Source organism: Paenibacillus sp. KACC 21273 (assembly GCF_028736095.1).
Taxonomy (GTDB): domain Bacteria; phylum Bacillota; class Bacilli; order Paenibacillales; family Paenibacillaceae; genus Saccharibacillus; species Saccharibacillus kyungheensis.
Map to the genome: position 1 here is coordinate 1,187,090 of NZ_CP117876.1, position 17,083 is coordinate 1,204,172.

A 17,083-nucleotide genomic window follows, 5' to 3' on the forward strand; every position below is an offset into this window, starting at 1 on the left:
TAATTAAGTAATAATTGGATGGAGGAGAATATTTTGTCTATAGAAAAGTTGTCTTTTAAAAATGTAAGGTCTTTAAAAAATGTAGAGATCAACCTAAATGATATTGTTTGCATGATTGGAGAAAATGGGGTTGGAAAATCGAATGTAATTAGAGGAATAAAATATTTCTATGATAGTTTGACTGAAATGAATTTTGACCCATTAATTTTTGATAAAAATAATCCATACAATGATTATATAGAAATAAGTATTGTATATAATGTAGATCGCCTTCTTAAAATTACAAATAGAAATCTTGAGAATCAAGTACTTTTTGGAGTAACTTCATTTTTTGAAAAAATTTCTAATTCGATGGAAAAATTTGTTGATAAAGATAACAATCTAGTCGTTACACTTAAACAATATAAAAATAATAAACAATATTGGAATATACCTTATGATTTAAGAGTATTTTTAAAAAATAATTTTCCAATATACTTCATACAAGCACGTAATATTGAGTTGAAGGATTGGAATAATTTATGGGAAATAATCGGTGATATGAGTAAGTTTAAAGCAGATGATACAATAAATTTTGAAAACGAAATTTTGATTACTTTACAAAAAATTTATGGAGATAAATTTGTTAGAGATTTTAAAGATTTAAAAAATATTTTTTTTGAGAATGAGATTAACTTTCAAGACTTTAATCCCAAACAGCAATTTTCGCATATTTATCAATTACAGATGGGAGGAAAATTATTTAAATATAAAGAAAAAAGTTTAAGTTACTTTTCTGATGGAATGAGTTCATACAATTATTTGAAAATACTAATGACTATAATAGGAAAAATGGCAAAAGCCAAGCTAAAAGAGCCTTGTATTATTATTGATGAGCCTGAGATAGGCTTACATCCAAATTATATAGATGATCTTGTGGATTGTTTTATAGAAAACTCTAAAGCAGTTAGAATAATTATTTCCAGTCATTCTTCAAGAATAGTAAAAAATATTCTTAGCAAGTCTAATAACACTATGTATCACATAAGTCTGAAAAAGAAATATACAATAATCAAAAAAATGAATGAATTTGTAGATAAGAGAGAAAGAAATATAATCTCAGAAAAAGAAGCTAGCTTTTATTTTTCGAAAGGTATTTTATTTGTTGAAGGAGCTACAGAATTAGAATTATTTAAAAATCCTTACCTCATAGATTTATTCCCTATACTAAAAAAATTTGAAATATATTCTTATGACTCTGATAATGTGAAATTAAAATTAACAAATCCTTCCGAGAAAAATACTAGTATTCCATATTTGTTGTTATTAGATATGGATAAAATAATGAGTTTTAATACAGGAGAACAAATGTTTTACGTTAGAGGCGATAATTATAATCCTTTATTGAATAATAAAATAAAAGAGAAAGAAAATTTTCTTTATGGAAAAAAAAGATTTGAAAGCTTAAATTTAAGAAAAAGAATAAAAGGTATTAGTACAAAAGTTAAATTTAATCCAAATATCCAATGGGGATATATTAAAGATGATTATTATCAATTATTAATTTCATTAATTCAAAAGTTTTGTTTGAATTATAATGTATTCCCTGTCACTACTACTATTGAAGGAAGTATAGTCACTTTAGAAAATAGCATGTTATTTCAAGATTGGATCTTATCTCAGACTAGTAGAGATGATCTTAACAAGGTTTATAATTCTGATAATGCTCTATATATTACACAAATGTCTAGAATTTTAGTTAGTGGAAAGTATGATACTTTAAATTTTCCTGATAATGATAAAATTCAGAGGAATAATTTTTCGGAAGATGTAAAAGAAGTATATTCTATAATAGAAAATAATAAGAAGAAGAAGACTGATGGATGGGTTACTGATTATTTAGAGTATTTTTTTGAAAATATAATCAATAATAAAAAGTCAGAAATTGATAAAATTAGTATTTTTAAGTTTTATTTCAAAGAACTCAGTGTTATAATAAATAAGCTTGAACAATTGTTAAATAAGTAATAAAGAATGAGTAGTAAATGCTGATTTAGAAATAAATCGCTCCTTGATGTATTTAAGCATATTTGTTCTGAAAAAATAAATATGTTATTAAAAAGCCAAGGATGAAAAGATACAATTTGCTGCGAAGTTGTCGTCATCCTGTATATGACGATGACTCTTTTCCTGTTAACGCGCCAAGTCGAAATTTTGAGAAGGTACTCATTCTTTATTACTTAATTGTTTAGGAGAGGTTTAACATATTAATATACAATAAAGATTTTTTATATCAAAACATATACAAACTATCAAATACAGAGATTGAAATGATAATTTCCGAAAAAAATAGTAAGTATCATTTAGTAACAATTCCTAAAACAAAAGGAATAAGAATATTAAATTGTATAGAACCTAATAGTAAATTATATGATCTTCAAAAAAATATTTTGAATAATTTTTTAGAATCTATACCTTTAGTTGATAACGTGTTTGGTTTTATTAAAGATGTCTCTTATAAAGACTTTTTAATACCACATAAAAGTAATAATCAAAAAAAATACTATGTTCGAGTTGATATAAAATCTTTTTTTGACTCTATTAATTCAAATTTAATAAAAAATGCTCTTATTTACCATTTCAGATTAAAAAAAGATAATGAGAATGAAGAAGAGTTAAGAAAAATAACTGAAATATTTACTTTAAATGATTGTTTACCTCAAGGCGCAGTGACCTCGCCTGCAATTTCAAATATTGTTTTTAGACCGTTAGATATTAAAATAAGAAATTATTGTAGAAAACTTGATTTTACATATACTCGTTATGCAGATGATTTACTTTTTTCATCGTATAATATTAAGATATTCAAACCATTTTTTGTGAAAATGATAACAAAAATTTTAAAAGAATATGGATTTTTTCTTAATTTTAAAAAACTTAAAAAAACTTCAAAGGAAATTTCTTTAAATGGTTTTGTTGTTGGTGAAAATATTAGATTATCAAGAAAAAGAAAAAATGATATTGCAGCGATTTTATTTTCATATGAAGATGGAAAAAAGCCGAATTCATTAAGAGAATGCATAGGGAGATTTAATGAAATTGAACTTTATTATCGTAATAAACCTTTCTTGGTTAAGAGTGATATAATTAATTATTTGAATGGTTACCGTTCTTTTATTCTGAGTTGGTTAATAAAAGAATATGATAGTGATATTTATTTGAAGAATAAAAGACTTATAGAGAGGATAGAAAAAATAGTGCAACAAATAGAAAAGTTAAATTGAAATTAGCAAAAAGAGTGATGTTTTTTAGCATCACTCTTTTTTATATTTAATAATAATTTACCGTTCTTTGTCTAGTATTCGTGTTTCGTGTTTAATAAAGAACATACTTAGTTTTGCTAATCAAACCTTATCAAGCATTGAACATACCCGAGGAGGAAATAATTATGACGATTAAAGCAGTTATTTTTGATTTAGATGGAGTTATCGTATCGACGGATCAGTATCATTTTGAAGCTTGGAGTAAAATTAGTGAAGAAGAAGGTATCCCTTTTAACGAAACGATCAATCATCAGTTGCGCGGAGTGAGTCGGATGGAGAGTCTGGATATTATTTTGCAACGTGCGACCAAAACGTATACAGACAAAGAAAAATTAGCATTAGCAGAGAAAAAGAATGAGTATTATCGCCAATCGTTACACCATTTAAGCCCGAGCGATCTATTACCAGGGGTTGAACATACATTGAAAGAATTGAAAAAAAATAAAATCAAAATTGCTATCGGTTCTTCTAGCAAAAATACGCCAACGATTTTGAAGCAGATAGGTCTGGATAAAGAATTTGATGCGATTGCAGACGGTAATGATATTACGCGCAGTAAGCCTGATCCTGAAGTGTTTTTATTAGCGGCAACTCGTTTAGATATTGCTCCAGAAGAATGTCTGGTCGTAGAAGATGCATTAGCAGGTGTAGAAGCAGCGATAGCTGGCAAAATGAATGTAGCAGCTGTAGGAGAGTCTTTGCGTAGTTCTGATGCAGACTACTATTTGGAAACGGTCGATGAATTACTTGAATTAGTATTATAACTTGAACACCCTTCAAAACATGCTATGATGAATATATCTTAAATTCATTCTGGGATAAAGATAATGAATAGATAAAAATATTCGGATAGTGGGCTATGGGGGGAATCAGCAATGGATTACACGTCAACATTTGATCGTATAATTGCGCGTATAGGAACCAGTTCAGAAAAGTGGGATGCGCTTCGTAAACATTTTGGGACAGACGATGTTATTCCTTTATGGGTAGCAGATATGGACTTTGCGGCGCCATTACCTGTACAAGAAGCTATTCAGCAACGGATGGAACATGGTGTGCTTGGTTATACAGTTCGTACCAATCAGTATCATCAGTCGATCGTGAATTGGATGGAACATAGGCATCAATGGAGTATAGATCAGGACTGGATCGTATTTACACCAGGAGTGGTATCTGCGCTGAATTTTGCTGTAGAGACTTATACAGAACCCGGGGATAAAGTGATTATTCAGACACCGGTGTATCCTCCTTTTTATAGTGTCGTCAAAGGACATGGACGAGAATTGGTCGAAAATCCGTTGATCCAAGATCCTAACGGAGATTATCTTATGGATTTCGAACATTTAGAAGGTGTGCTAGACGAACAGGTAAAAATGTTGATTTTGTGCAATCCGCATAATCCTATCGGACGGGTATGGAAACGCAACGAATTAGAGCAATTAGAACGTCTCTGTGCGAAATGGAATATTATTGTAGTATCTGATGAAATTCATGGTGATCTTGTGCATGAACCTCATTCTCATATTCCGTATGCCAGCTTGTCTGAATCTGCTAGAAACCGGAGTATTATTTGTACTGCGCCAAGCAAAACATTTAATATTGCAGGCTTGAACACATCTAACATTATTATCCCGAATGAACAATTACGGAACGCATTTGCATTGAAAATCAATCAATTTGGGATCGGGCAAATTAATGTGTTTGGAGCGGTCGCTACAGAAGCAGCATATACACATGGTCAAGAGTGGTTACAGCAATGTATGGAGTACACGTATCGCAATATGGAATATGTACAACAGTATATAGCGGAGCATTTACCAGAATTATCGGTGCGATTGCCAGAAGCAACTTATTTACTATGGATCGATTGTAGTCAGCTTCATATGGAACAATTGGAGTTGGTTTCTTTTTTACTGGATCAAGCCAAGATTGCACTGAATGATGGCAATGCGTTTGGTACGACAGGTCAAGGATATATGCGTATGAATGTAGCATGTTCACGTTCTTTATTAGAAGAAGCGATGGGACGATTGCATAACGCTATAAAAGTATGGAGAACAACACAACCAGTAACAGCTACGGTGGAATAGACTACACCTTATAAGTAACAACTGTTCAAGCTTCTTACGATATCTTCAAATTATTAAAAACAGACTGCTTCTACAATACCGACTATAGGTATCTAGAAAGCAGTCTGTTTGATTTGGATCATTATTGATATACAGAGCTACTATTTTGTATATCACGGCTATGCCAATTTTAGATTTGGTTCAAGTATTCTACAATCGTAAGCAAGCCTTTATCAAAGTTCTCCAAGTTGAAATGTTCATTAGGAGCATGCAGGTTCTCGTCAGGTAAGCCGAAGCCCATCAATACTACAGTAGGAGCAATTAGACGGGAAAATGCTTCAACGATTGGAATCGAACCACCATCTTTAGTGAATAATGCACGTGTACCATAGACTGTTTTGAATGCGTCAGCCGCTTTTTGCAACAATTCGGCAGAAGGATCGATATTGAAAGCACGAGCTTTTTCACCTGGTTTAATATCAATCGTTGCGCCTGTTGGTACATTTGCTTCTAGATGCTTAATAATTTGATCCAACACATAAGCAGGATCTTGATTAGCGACTAGACGGCAAGTGATTTTGGCACTGGCTTCTTTTGGAATAACTGTTTTGCTTCCTTCACCTTGAAAACCACCATACAATCCATTGATCTCAAGTGTTGGACGAGCGCCGACACGTTCTACAAAAGAATAACCTTCTTCACCATGTAGAGATTCTAGCGCTAATGATTGTTGCAATTTCTTCTCATCGAAAGCTTGTTTTACAAATTCATTGCGCATTTCATCAGACAATGGCAATACACCTTCATAGAATCCATCAACCAATACACGACCTTGTTTATCATGCAAAGAGTTCAGTATTTCTACGATAGAGTGAAGTGCATTTGGAACTCCACCACCGAAGCTACCGGAGTGTAGATCCGTATTAGCTGTATGAATCGTAAATTCAAGCGAGCATAATCCGCGCAATCCTGTGCAGATCGCAGGTTTTCCTTTTTCGATCAAAGCTGTATCTGAGATCAATACAGCATCCGCAGATAACATGTCTTTGTTGCTTTCCAAAAATGCAGGCAGATTCGCACTAGAAATTTCTTCTTCGCCTTCGATACAGAACTTCACGTTAACCGGAAGTGTACCTTCTTGCTTTAGAATCGCTTCTACTGCTTTGATATGCAAAAAGATTTGACCTTTATCATCGGTTGCGCCACGAGCGAACAATTTGTCACCACGAATCGTAGGTTCAAACGGAGGCGTCTCCCATAAGTGTAATGGATCGACTGGTTGTACATCATAATGTCCATAGACCAATACCGTTGGCTTACCCGGTGCATGCAAATAATCCGCTGTCACGATTGGATGGCCGGCAGTTGGATGAATCTCTACATGTTCGAGACCCGCTTTTTTCAACGTTTCTGCTAACCATTCAGCCGCACGTAGCATATCTGGCTTATGTTCTGAGATAGCAGAAATACTAGGAATAGATAACCATTCTTTTAACTCATTTAAATGGTGTTCACGGTGTTCTTGAAAATATGTAGCATAACTCATAATTGTATATCCTCCTTAGGAAATAGAGATCATTGCTTGAATCCGATAGGATCATATCCAGTCATCAAAAAGCGTATGTTTCTATTTTACTACGTTTTGCTCCAATTGCGAAAAGTTTAACTATAAAATAAAGCAGAACGGTTCCAAAAGCGTACTTTGGAATCGTTCTGCTCTATACAATCATCATGTATTCAACTATTGATATACTTAAAAAAGAAAGATAAAGAAAAGCATAAAAGAGAGATAATTATAAACACAAACAACAAAAATAGATCTATTCGTTATTGTGTTTCTTTTATCACTATATTTATTTTGTAATCGTGCTTACTTTAAAAGCTCCATCTGTCAATTTACCTGTATTGGCAAAATCGACACCCGGTGTATTGGTCTCTGGATTGATAATCGCTACTGCAATATCATACGTACCTGCGGCAAGACTGCTAGCCACAGGAATCGAATCAGTTACTGTATATGATCCTGTTTTCCATGTGGTTAGATTAGCTGTTGTAGTTTTTTTGGCAACAACGGTATCTCCTTTACGCAATTGAATTTCCAACGGCCATGCAAAAGGGAAATGCTGTACGCCTTTATTTTCGACTTTGACTGTTACCGCTACAGAAGTGCCTGTAAGTGTAGTCGGATGGGATACTTCTTTGATCACAAAATGATAACCCATTCGTTTTTTCAACGTATCGATATTGGCTTGTAGTGTTCCTCCAACAGCAAGAGAAGCAGGGGAGTTAGGGCCGAGCCAGCTTGGTTTACTAAGTTCCGTCTGACGCAACGTTTCAGTAAATCCAGCACCTGTAGTGAGTGCTGCATTCATACCCGAAGCACCACCATAGAACTCACCACCCGAAATGCGTGTTTCCCAGAAATCTTTGTGAGCAGGTTGCTGTTGACCAATATCATCCCAGTAGCCATTTTGCGTTCCTGTGTACCAGCCCCAATCGGCATCGAAGCTTGGTTTGTCTCCGAATACATCGTTAAACATACCCATGACAAGCCCTTTATTATTGGTTTTGGCAAGAGCAATACTGCGTCGAATCATTAATTGCATTTTATCTTCTTTGCCTGCAAAAGCATCAATATAATGTTGTACATATTGATTAGAGATCGCATTAACAGGGAATGTTCCGGTATAGTTCGTTTCTCCATTAGGTCCAACATAAGGCCATGTATGGAATTCACCCCAATGTCCAAGCGATCCAATCTGTACAAAAGCGACCGGACGATCATTCGTATTATAACGATTAGCAATGGCTTCGATCGCTAGCTTATGGCGAGCAATCAAATAAGTGGAACTATAATTAGGAGAAAATCCTGTATTGTTACCAGCGCCCATGCCTCCAGTAGCATCACTATAAGCTACTCCAGCAGATTCACCTTGAGCAACAATATCATTGACTAACCAATCTGGAATATCGCGATGGGCACTTCCAGAAGGGCTATCGAGAATAAGGCGGAATACGACTTTAACTCCTTTACTTTTCCAGTATGCAAAATTGTTAGTCGCTTCGATCGCGGCGAAATCATAATTACCTTTGGTGGGTTCTAATTCTTTCCATGTGACTCCTGCATATACCAATCGGTGTTGCTGCGGGTAAGAAGTCGATTTGGCAGAAGGAGACCAACCTTTAAAAGGATTATTAAGAGGGCTATCTAATTCTGTAGGCGTGACCACTGTTGTAGTACCTGTTGATGGTGTATCTGTAGCAATCGTATAAGAAGGTAATATCAGTGAAGCGGCAGGGAGACGGTTAGTTGCTGAATTGTTATCAATATAACCAATTTTTATCGTATTGCTGACCGCTAACTGCAAGGTAGACAATGGAATAGAAGTCTCAATAGTGGAAGAATTACGTACAAATTGAGAAGCAGGTAAAGTGCTGATTGCATTCCAACTCCAACTTGTGCCATCTCCGGTGTAACGATATAACGTATTATTTTCGAGCATCCATTCAATACCGGTGACACCCCAGCCAGAAGCTTGGTAACCTGTAGCTGTATTATTGTCTGTATTGAGCCAGAAGCTTCCTGTAGCCGTGCTCAGACCAGCACCTTGAACAAGAGCGTACAAGTTGGTACTGTTCTGTGTTACTTTGAGACTTTGAGCAGTACCTGTATTAGTTGTTAAAGTGTTAATACTACTCCAATCGGCTGCATTACCATCTACTCCAATCGTTGCTGCCTGACTTTGTTGAATCATGGTTGAAGGGGCAAACAGTGTACATAACATCACTAACACGATCCACATTAAAGTAAGACGCTTCGTACTCCATTTTAATAATTGCATCGTCATCCTCCTTCGTATTTATACGGTTTATTCGTGACTGAAGATCTGTTTCCTCCCTGTTCAACCACCTCCTTTACGTATTAAATAGTTGATCGACCCATGACTTTTAGAAAATAAGCAATAAAATTATTTTTTTGCCGCAAATATTGAAAATGGATAGAATCAAAAAAAGTATTATGTAAGATCACATAAGCATTATAAGTCAATTATTTTCCATAAACAAGTTAATTTAACTTCAAATTTGTATATTTTTGAGAAAATAAAAGAAATTAAACTTAAAATTGCGGCAAAATATAACATGAAAAAGCATAAAATAGATTGACAAGAGTCAATGTCTACTTTACTATCAAGTCATACTTAGTATTGAGTTAGCTTATTTAACATTGCTTATATTTTAATTTGCCGCAAAATTAAATGATGGAGTGTGGGAAAATGGAGAAAATAAGGCTAGCATTTATTGGAGTAGGCGATATGGGGTCGCATCATTGTATCGGATTCGATCGATTAGATGATTGCGAAGTATCGTACATATGTGATACCCATGAAGCCAATGTAGAACGAACGTTAAAAGAATTAACGAATAGTCAACCTGTTATTTATCAAGATTATCGGGAATTATTGAACAAGGACGATCTGGATGCAGTCGTGATCAGTATTCCTAACTATTTGCACCGTGAAGTAGCTGTTGCTTTTTTAGAAGCAGGCAAACATGTTTTTTTGGAAAAGCCAGTTGCTCATACATTAGCAGACTGTGATGCTATTATTGCGGCGGCAGCTCAACATAATAAAGTATTACAGATCGGGCTGGTCTATCGTTATTCGAATCTGTATCGCCGTATGGCAAAAGAATTAGCGAACGAACGTCTGGGTGATGTGAAATTAATGTGGTGCAAAGAGTTTCGTGATCCTTTTCCACCGACCGATTGGTTTTATGATCAGTCCAAATCGGGTGGAGCGATTGTAGAGAAAGATTGCCATCATTTTGATATCTTCAACTGGATGATCGATTCTCCACCTGTACGTGTATTTGCTTCAGGTGGGCAGCATGTACTGAAACAAGGACAGGAAAATATGATTTATAATTCATATAGTCATTATCCGGTCAAAAGTATAGAACAGACTTCGATCGTAGATCACGCTTTTATCACGATTGATTATGAAAATGGCAGTAAAGCGAATCTAGGATTGTGTATGTATCTGCAACCTAGAAATTTACTGGATGAAGGATTAGAGATCGGACTCATTGGTGAAAATGGTGTGCAAATGGTAGCCAAAAACGACCGTACGATCGATATTGCAGGTGGAGCCGATTATACACGTGAACATTTGGATATGGATGTAACTTCAGATTCGATTATGGGCGGACATACCGGTGGACAGACCCAACGGATCGATTTTTTGAAATGTATTATAGAAGGAACTGAGCCATTTGCCAATGCGGAGATCGGTCGTAATGCTTTGTTAGTCGCGCTGGCAGCCGAGAAATCAATCGTAGAAGAGCGGTATGTGTATTTAGCCGAACTATAAAAAGAAAGGGGGGCTCAAATGAAAGGTCTCAGAAAGTATGATACCCTGTTATTTTTTCTTTTTATTGCTCCATGGATCATCGGCTTTATTACATTTTTCTTGATTCCTTTTGGAACATCTGTTTTTTATGCTTTCACCGATGCTCGTTTACCGGGAGCCGTCACGTATCAATTTGTAGGTCTGGATAATTTTGTCGAGATGACGAATGATTCTATTTTTCTCAAAAGTTTGTTTAATACATTATATTTTGTTGTGTTTGGCGTTCCTGTTGTGACGATTGGTATGTTGTTGTTAGCATTATTGCTGAATATGAATATCAAAGGCATAGCGCTATTCCGTACCTTTTACTATTTGCCGACATTGGTACCGATTGTCGCGACCGTGATTATCTGGCGGTTGGTATTTAACTCCGAATTTGGGATATTGAATGCTGCGCTTGGGAGTATCGGTATTTCCAAAATCGATTGGCTTGGCGGCGAGCATACGATAAAACCAGTTATTATTTTGCTACAAGTATGGATTTCGGGTAGTGGTGTTCTCATCTTTCTGGCTGCTCTCAAAAATGTACCTCGTCATCTGTATGAAGCGGTAGAAATTGATGGAGCAGGTAAAGTACGCAGTTTCTTTTCGATTACTCTTCCGATGATTAGCCCTTCGATTTTATTTGTTGTGATTATTCAGACCATGTACAACTTTCAGCTATTTACCGAATCCTTATTATTATCCCGGGGTGGACCCAATTATGCTTCGTATACGTTTGTATATAGCATTTACAAATCAACCTTTACCGACCTCAAGTTTAGTATGGCGATGTCCCAGTCTATCTTTTTGTTTATTCTGATTGCTGTCGTGACATGGATATTGATGAAAATTTCGAATCGTGTTGTGTATTACGAAGGGGATAAGTAGGGAGGGGAAATAATGAGAAGTACGAGAACGATATCAACCCGTTATGTCGCAGGTGTGATTGTGAAATATGTATTGTTATGTACCGCATTGTTACTATTTATAGGGCCTTTAATCTGGCTACTTTCTACCATGATGAAAACAAAAGCTGAAACGTATAAAATGCCGCCAACTCTTTTACCAGAATCGATTACATTTGAATCGTTTGAGCGATTGTTTGCTGTTCAGCCTTTAATGTTGCAATGGATAGAAAATTCATTAATCGTATCGATCTTGGTCGTGATTGGTGCTGTGATTTCTAGTTCACTGGTTGCCTATGGGTTTGCGCGCTTCAAAACAAACTACGCTTCACGTTTATTTCCATTAGTGTTAATGACATTGATGATCCCTCCTTCAATTATGATGATTCCTTCGTACGTATTATTTACTAAGCTCGGGTGGATTGATACCTGGCTACCGCTTATTGTTCCTTCATGGTTAGGAGGAGCCTATTATATTTTTTTGTTCCGCCAATTTTTCTTAACGATTCCGCAAGAACTGGATGAAGCTACTTATCTCGATGGAGGTAATCGCTGGACGGTTTATTTTCGCGTAATTATGCCTTTGTCCAAGCCGATTATTATCACGACGATTATTTTTGCTTTTGTTAATTCGTGGCTCGATTTTTTAGGTCCTTTTTTGTATATCAAAGACAGTCAGTTATTCACATTGAGTGTAGGCTTGCAATTGTTGATCGGACAGACCAGCCAGGATTTTCCCGCTCTGGCGGCAGGTGCTTTTATCAGTATTATTCCGATAGCGATTCTGTATTTTTTCGCGCAACGTTATATTGTCGAAGGGGTTGTACTGACAGGTTCCAAAGGATAAGGTCGATCATCTAATTAAAGGGGCGCTTATTATGAAAATCAACAGTAAATGGATGTACTGTAGTGTGATCATGTTGGTGATGATGAGTATGATACTGGCAGGGTGTGGACGTGGCACTTCCAATTCGAATTCAGCTTCTGGAACCAAAGAAGGTTCAGCAGACAGTCCGGTTGAGATTACGTATGCGCAGTGGGGAACCGCAGAAGAATTACAGCGTACACAGGAATTGTTGGATACTTTTATGAAAGCCAATCCCGATATCAAAGTAACATTAGAAGGTAAAGATTGGAGCAGTTATTGGGATGGGCTAACCGCGAATGCCGCAGGCGGTAAATTACCTGATGTGATGAAAACAAGTTATGCATATATTGAGAAGTATGCACAGCTTGGTATTTTTAAAGAATTAGATCCGCTATTAACCAGTCAATCTTTTGATCTGAATAATATTGATCCCGGTATCTTAGCGCTTCATCAATATGAGGGCAAACAAGTCTCTTTGCCGATCGATGCCAATGTGATTGTCTGGTATTACAACAAAGCATTGTTCAATGATCCCAAAACCAATCCCAAAGGAGCCAAACCGCCTGTATTAGAACCTACATGGGACGAGATTACACAAATTGCTACCCAGATGACGATCGATAAAAATGGGAAAACAGCAGATGAAACAGGATTCGATAGTAATCAGATAGCCCAGTGGGGGATGTCGATCTCACCCGGTTCAAGTATTGATTGGTTTCTAGAACCTGAATTGTGGTCCAATGGAGCTAAATTAATCAATGATGACGGCACATTAGCGCTGAACACACCTGAAGCGAAGCAAGTGTTAGATACATTTATCGATCTAACCAAAACTAAAAAAATCAATACCACTCCTGCTCAAATTGAAGGATTGGGCGGACAGGTTAACCTAGCGATTACCACAGGCAAAGTAGCTATGAATCCTGGTGGAAGCTGGAATGTAACCAATTATCAGGAAGCGAAGACCGATTACGGTATTACGTATTTGCCTAAATTCAAAGAAAATAAAACCGTTGTTCAGCCCGCAGGTGTAGCCGTTAGCGCTATGACCGAACATGAAGAAGCGGCGTACCGTTTGGCCGCATGGTTAGCAGGGCCGGATGGACAAACAGCGCTGGCACAGCAAGGGTATTCGATTCCGTCAAATAAAGCCGCTGCCGATGCTTATTTAGCCAAAGCAGGTTCAGGTAATCAGATTTTTATTGATGCTCAACAATTTGGAATTGTGTCTCCTTTTACCGCGAAGAAAACGGATTTGGTCTGGACATATGGTGAACAAGCACTTAAGCTTCCGTTAGCAGGTGAAGGAGATGTACAAGCCGCACTAGATCAGTTAGCATCGCAAATGAATTAAAGATATGACGTTCAGAAGCAGAACAATAGTGAGATTATCGCGCTTGTTCTGCTTATTTACATAAAGATGGTATGATTGACAGAAGCAAATGAGCACTATAAAATTAATTTTGCCGCAAAATTTGCGTATGAAATAAGTATACAGATATTGAATCGTTACGATCACATGATCAATCCAAAGAATCACTTGCAGAGAAAGGACAAACTTATGGCTAAACTAAAAGATATTGCTGAACGTGTAGGTGTGTCGATCTCTACCGTTTCACGAGTAATGAAAAATGATGCCAACCGTTCGGTAAGTGAAGAGACACGTAAAAAAATATGGGATACCGCCGCAGAACTGGGATATAACAAAACTCGTTCATCCACTACCAAAAAAGACGAGCAGACTACAGCTTACCGTATCGGTTGTGTTGTAGCGAAGCCGCAAAATAAATATAATAATCCGTATTTCTCTGTGATTTTAGAAGGTATCGAAAAAGAGTTGAGTCGTCGGGGAATGCGGTTAGAATTTGTATTCAGTATCGAAAATCCTACAGATACCGAGCAATTAAAGCATCTTGTGCATGAACATCAGATCAATGGGATGCTGGTAGTAGAACGTATTGAGCAAGAAGCTTATCAATGGATCAAAGAACATGTTCAAGTGGTCGTAGGTGTTGATCTCAGCGACGCTTCGATACCTGTTGTTCATTATGATCGGACTGCTGCTGTGCAAGAAGTGGTGTCTTCACTGATCGAACAAGGACATCGACGGATTGCTTATCTAGGTGGCTCTGAATCGGATGATCATTTTCGCAGTGAAAAGCGTTTTCTAGGGTATCAACGTGCGATGCTACAAGCCGATCTTCCTATTGATGATCAATGGGTGATTGATGTGAAGTGGGATGTATCACTTAGTTACGAACTCACCAAGCAAGCTTTTGCACAGAATAAAGAATTACCAACAGCTATTTTTGCCGCTAGTGATATGATGGCGATTGCCGCGATGAGAGCAGCGAATGAACAAGGGTTGAAAATTCCGGAGGATATCGCTTTTTTTGGAGTCGATGATATTGAAGTTTCTGCCTTTACATCACCACCGCTATCTACCGTGCATGTGCCAAAGTTAGAAATGGGTATATTTGCAGTGAAGTTGTTACTGGATTATTTAGAACATCATTATGCGATTCCTGTGAAAATAACGATTCCCCATCAGATTATTGTTAGACAGTCCTCGGGCACTCTTTTATCTGAAAAAGTAGATGCGCAGGCATGATAGTTCTTTTGCAGTCATGTTGAATAAGATATCGATCAAATGAATGCTCTTTGCTTCTGTAGCAAAGGGTATTTTTTATATATGTCATCATTCTATAAAAGCATACTCTGAAAGAAATCATAGAAGTATGTCTTGAACATCCTATTTTATGGGTAATATGCGATAGGTCATATACATAATTGAAGTGGAAAAGAACAGTATTAGATGAATATTTAAATTGTTATAAGCCATAAAAATTAGCTGTTGACAAATAAGTTTCCCTGATGCAAAATATGGTCTAAGTATTATGTTGCTATTGATATAATTATTATCACTATACAGACACATAGAATGTATTGGTATTCTAGATAAAATAAGCCATTGGATAGGCTTACTGTAGAGAAAGGATGAGACACGAAGAATGGATTCCAACACAGAATTAAATACAAATATAGATGTCAAAAAATCAAACTGGTTACACTCCAGTTCAAGTATCAGTATGGAAGAAGTGAACAATACCGTTAAGATTCCTGAAAATGCTGGATTCTGGCGTAAATTTTTCGCTTTTTCCGGTCCGGGAGCATTGGTTGCTGTTGGATATATGGACCCGGGGAACTGGGCAACTTCGATAGCAGGAGGAGCACGATTCGGATACACCTTGTTATCAGTTGTACTGATTTCTAACTTGATCGCTATGTTATTACAAAGTCTATCTGCCAAACTAGGAATTGTGACAGGGCGAGATTTGGCTCAGGCGACTCGTGATACAACGAACAAAAGAACAGCCGTTTTTCTCTGGATACTGACTGAACTTGCGATTATTGCTACTGATCTAGCAGAAGTAATCGGATCAGCGATTGCACTGAATTTGTTATTCGGGATACCGTTACTATGGGGTATTGTGATTACCACTTTTGATGTATTACTTCTATTGTTATTACAGAAAAAAGGATTTCGGATTATTGAATCTATTATTATCGTATTGATGGCGACGATTTTTTGTATCTTTGTATTTGAAGTGATTATCTCCAAGCCAGAAGTATCAGCTTTGTTAGGCGGATATGTACCGAAGTTTGAGATTGTGACCAATCCAGCGATGTTATTTGTAGCATTAGGGATTTTGGGAGCGACAGTAATGCCGCATAATCTATATCTACATTCATCGATCGTACAGACACGTCAATACAAGCGCACAGAAGAAGGTCGCAAAGAAGCAGTAAAATTTGCGAATATTGATTCTATTCTTTCATTATCTGTCGCTTTTCTAATCAACTCGGCGATTTTAATCTTAGGAGCTTCTGCTTTTTTTGGTACAGGGTTAAATGTTAGCGGGATTGAAGATGCTTATGCTTTGCTAAGTCCGACATTAGGCGTAGGAATTGCCAGTACATTATTTGCAGTAGCTTTGCTGGCTTCAGGACAGAATTCGACAATTACAGGTACACTAGCAGGACAGATTGTCATGGAAGGATTTATCAATTTACGTATTTCACCTGTGTTACGCCGTATTATCACTCGATTATTAGCTGTTATTCCTGCTTTTATCGTGACATGGATTGCAGGAGCAAAAGGAACAGGAGAGTTATTATTGTGGAGTCAGGTGGTACTGAGTCTACAATTACCATTTGCAATTATTCCACTGGTTCGGTTTACCAGTGATCGTGCCAAAATGGGCTCATTTGTCAATCCAGCATGGGTCAAAATTTTGGCATGGATCGCTACTGTGGTGATCGTAGCTTTAAATGTATTTTTAATTATTTATATTTTTGCAACCGGCGGTGGCTTTTAATACCCAATCAATATCAATATAGGATGTTTAATCCATCGATCTCAAAAAGCTTTTATCCACTTACAAGGGTAAAAGCTTTTTTGTCATACTTTGTTCAAATAATAGGCTAAAAAGGTGGGAAAAATGGAATATTTTTTTATAAAATACTAATCGTTTTGTGCAGTTTGTAC

At 36.4% G+C, this 17,083-nt stretch carries 12 protein-coding genes; 10 read left to right on the forward strand and 2 right to left on the reverse strand.

Annotation, left to right across the window (positions count from 1 at the left end):
- The first annotated feature begins 33 nt into the window (after window positions 1-33).
- The 4 genes from PQ460_RS05540 to PQ460_RS05555 all read left to right on the forward strand — a co-directional run bounded on the left by PQ460_RS05540 (window position 34) and on the right by PQ460_RS05555 (window position 5,392).
- Window positions 34-2,007 (forward strand): retron Eco8 family effector endonuclease, encoded by a 1,974-nt coding sequence (locus tag PQ460_RS05540; protein ID WP_274172000.1) that lies wholly within the window; start codon window positions 34-36, stop codon window positions 2,005-2,007.
- 302 nt (window positions 2,008-2,309) lie between these two features.
- Entirely contained in the window at window positions 2,310-3,263 is a 954-nt protein-coding gene (locus PQ460_RS05545; protein WP_274172001.1) for a reverse transcriptase family protein, read from the forward strand.
- 164 nt (window positions 3,264-3,427) lie between these two features.
- Window positions 3,428-4,066 (forward strand): beta-phosphoglucomutase, encoded by a 639-nt coding sequence (gene pgmB, locus PQ460_RS05550; protein ID WP_273613419.1) that lies wholly within the window; start codon window positions 3,428-3,430, stop codon window positions 4,064-4,066.
- Between the two features lie 111 nt (window positions 4,067-4,177).
- Entirely contained in the window at window positions 4,178-5,392 is a 1,215-nt protein-coding gene (locus PQ460_RS05555) for a MalY/PatB family protein (RefSeq protein ID WP_274172002.1), read from the forward strand.
- 169 nt (window positions 5,393-5,561) lie between these two features.
- Here PQ460_RS05555 and PQ460_RS05560 read toward each other — a convergent pair whose 3' ends face one another.
- Entirely contained in the window at window positions 5,562-6,917 is a 1,356-nt protein-coding gene (locus PQ460_RS05560; RefSeq protein ID WP_273613417.1) for a dipeptidase, read from the reverse strand.
- Between the two features lie 307 nt (window positions 6,918-7,224).
- The gene (locus PQ460_RS05565) at window positions 7,225-9,213 is read right to left on the reverse strand and encodes a DUF4832 domain-containing protein (RefSeq protein ID WP_274172003.1); all 1,989 of its coding nucleotides are present in this window, start codon (window positions 9,211-9,213) and stop codon (window positions 7,225-7,227) included.
- A 432-nt stretch (window positions 9,214-9,645) separates the two neighbouring features.
- On the opposite strand from PQ460_RS05565, the gene PQ460_RS05570 reads away from it, so the two are divergent.
- From PQ460_RS05570 to PQ460_RS05595, 6 genes are all read left to right on the forward strand, one after another.
- Window positions 9,646-10,740, forward strand: coding sequence for a Gfo/Idh/MocA family protein (locus PQ460_RS05570; protein ID WP_274172004.1), 1,095 nt, complete (start codon window positions 9,646-9,648; stop codon window positions 10,738-10,740).
- An 18-nt stretch (window positions 10,741-10,758) separates the two neighbouring features.
- Window positions 10,759-11,649, forward strand: coding sequence for a carbohydrate ABC transporter permease (locus PQ460_RS05575; RefSeq protein ID WP_273613414.1), 891 nt, complete (start codon window positions 10,759-10,761; stop codon window positions 11,647-11,649).
- A gap of 12 nt (window positions 11,650-11,661) precedes the next feature.
- Window positions 11,662-12,513, forward strand: coding sequence for a carbohydrate ABC transporter permease (locus tag PQ460_RS05580; protein ID WP_274172005.1), 852 nt, complete (start codon window positions 11,662-11,664; stop codon window positions 12,511-12,513).
- 31 nt (window positions 12,514-12,544) lie between these two features.
- Entirely contained in the window at window positions 12,545-13,888 is a 1,344-nt protein-coding gene (locus tag PQ460_RS05585) for an ABC transporter substrate-binding protein (protein WP_274172006.1), read from the forward strand.
- Window positions 13,889-14,095: 207 nt separating this feature from the next.
- Entirely contained in the window at window positions 14,096-15,145 is a 1,050-nt protein-coding gene (locus tag PQ460_RS05590) for a LacI family DNA-binding transcriptional regulator (protein WP_274172007.1), read from the forward strand.
- Between the two features lie 400 nt (window positions 15,146-15,545).
- Complete coding sequence (locus PQ460_RS05595) at window positions 15,546-16,913, forward strand: Nramp family divalent metal transporter (RefSeq protein WP_274172008.1); 1,368 nt, start codon at window positions 15,546-15,548, stop codon at window positions 16,911-16,913.
- Window positions 16,914-17,083: the final 170 nt, after the last annotated feature.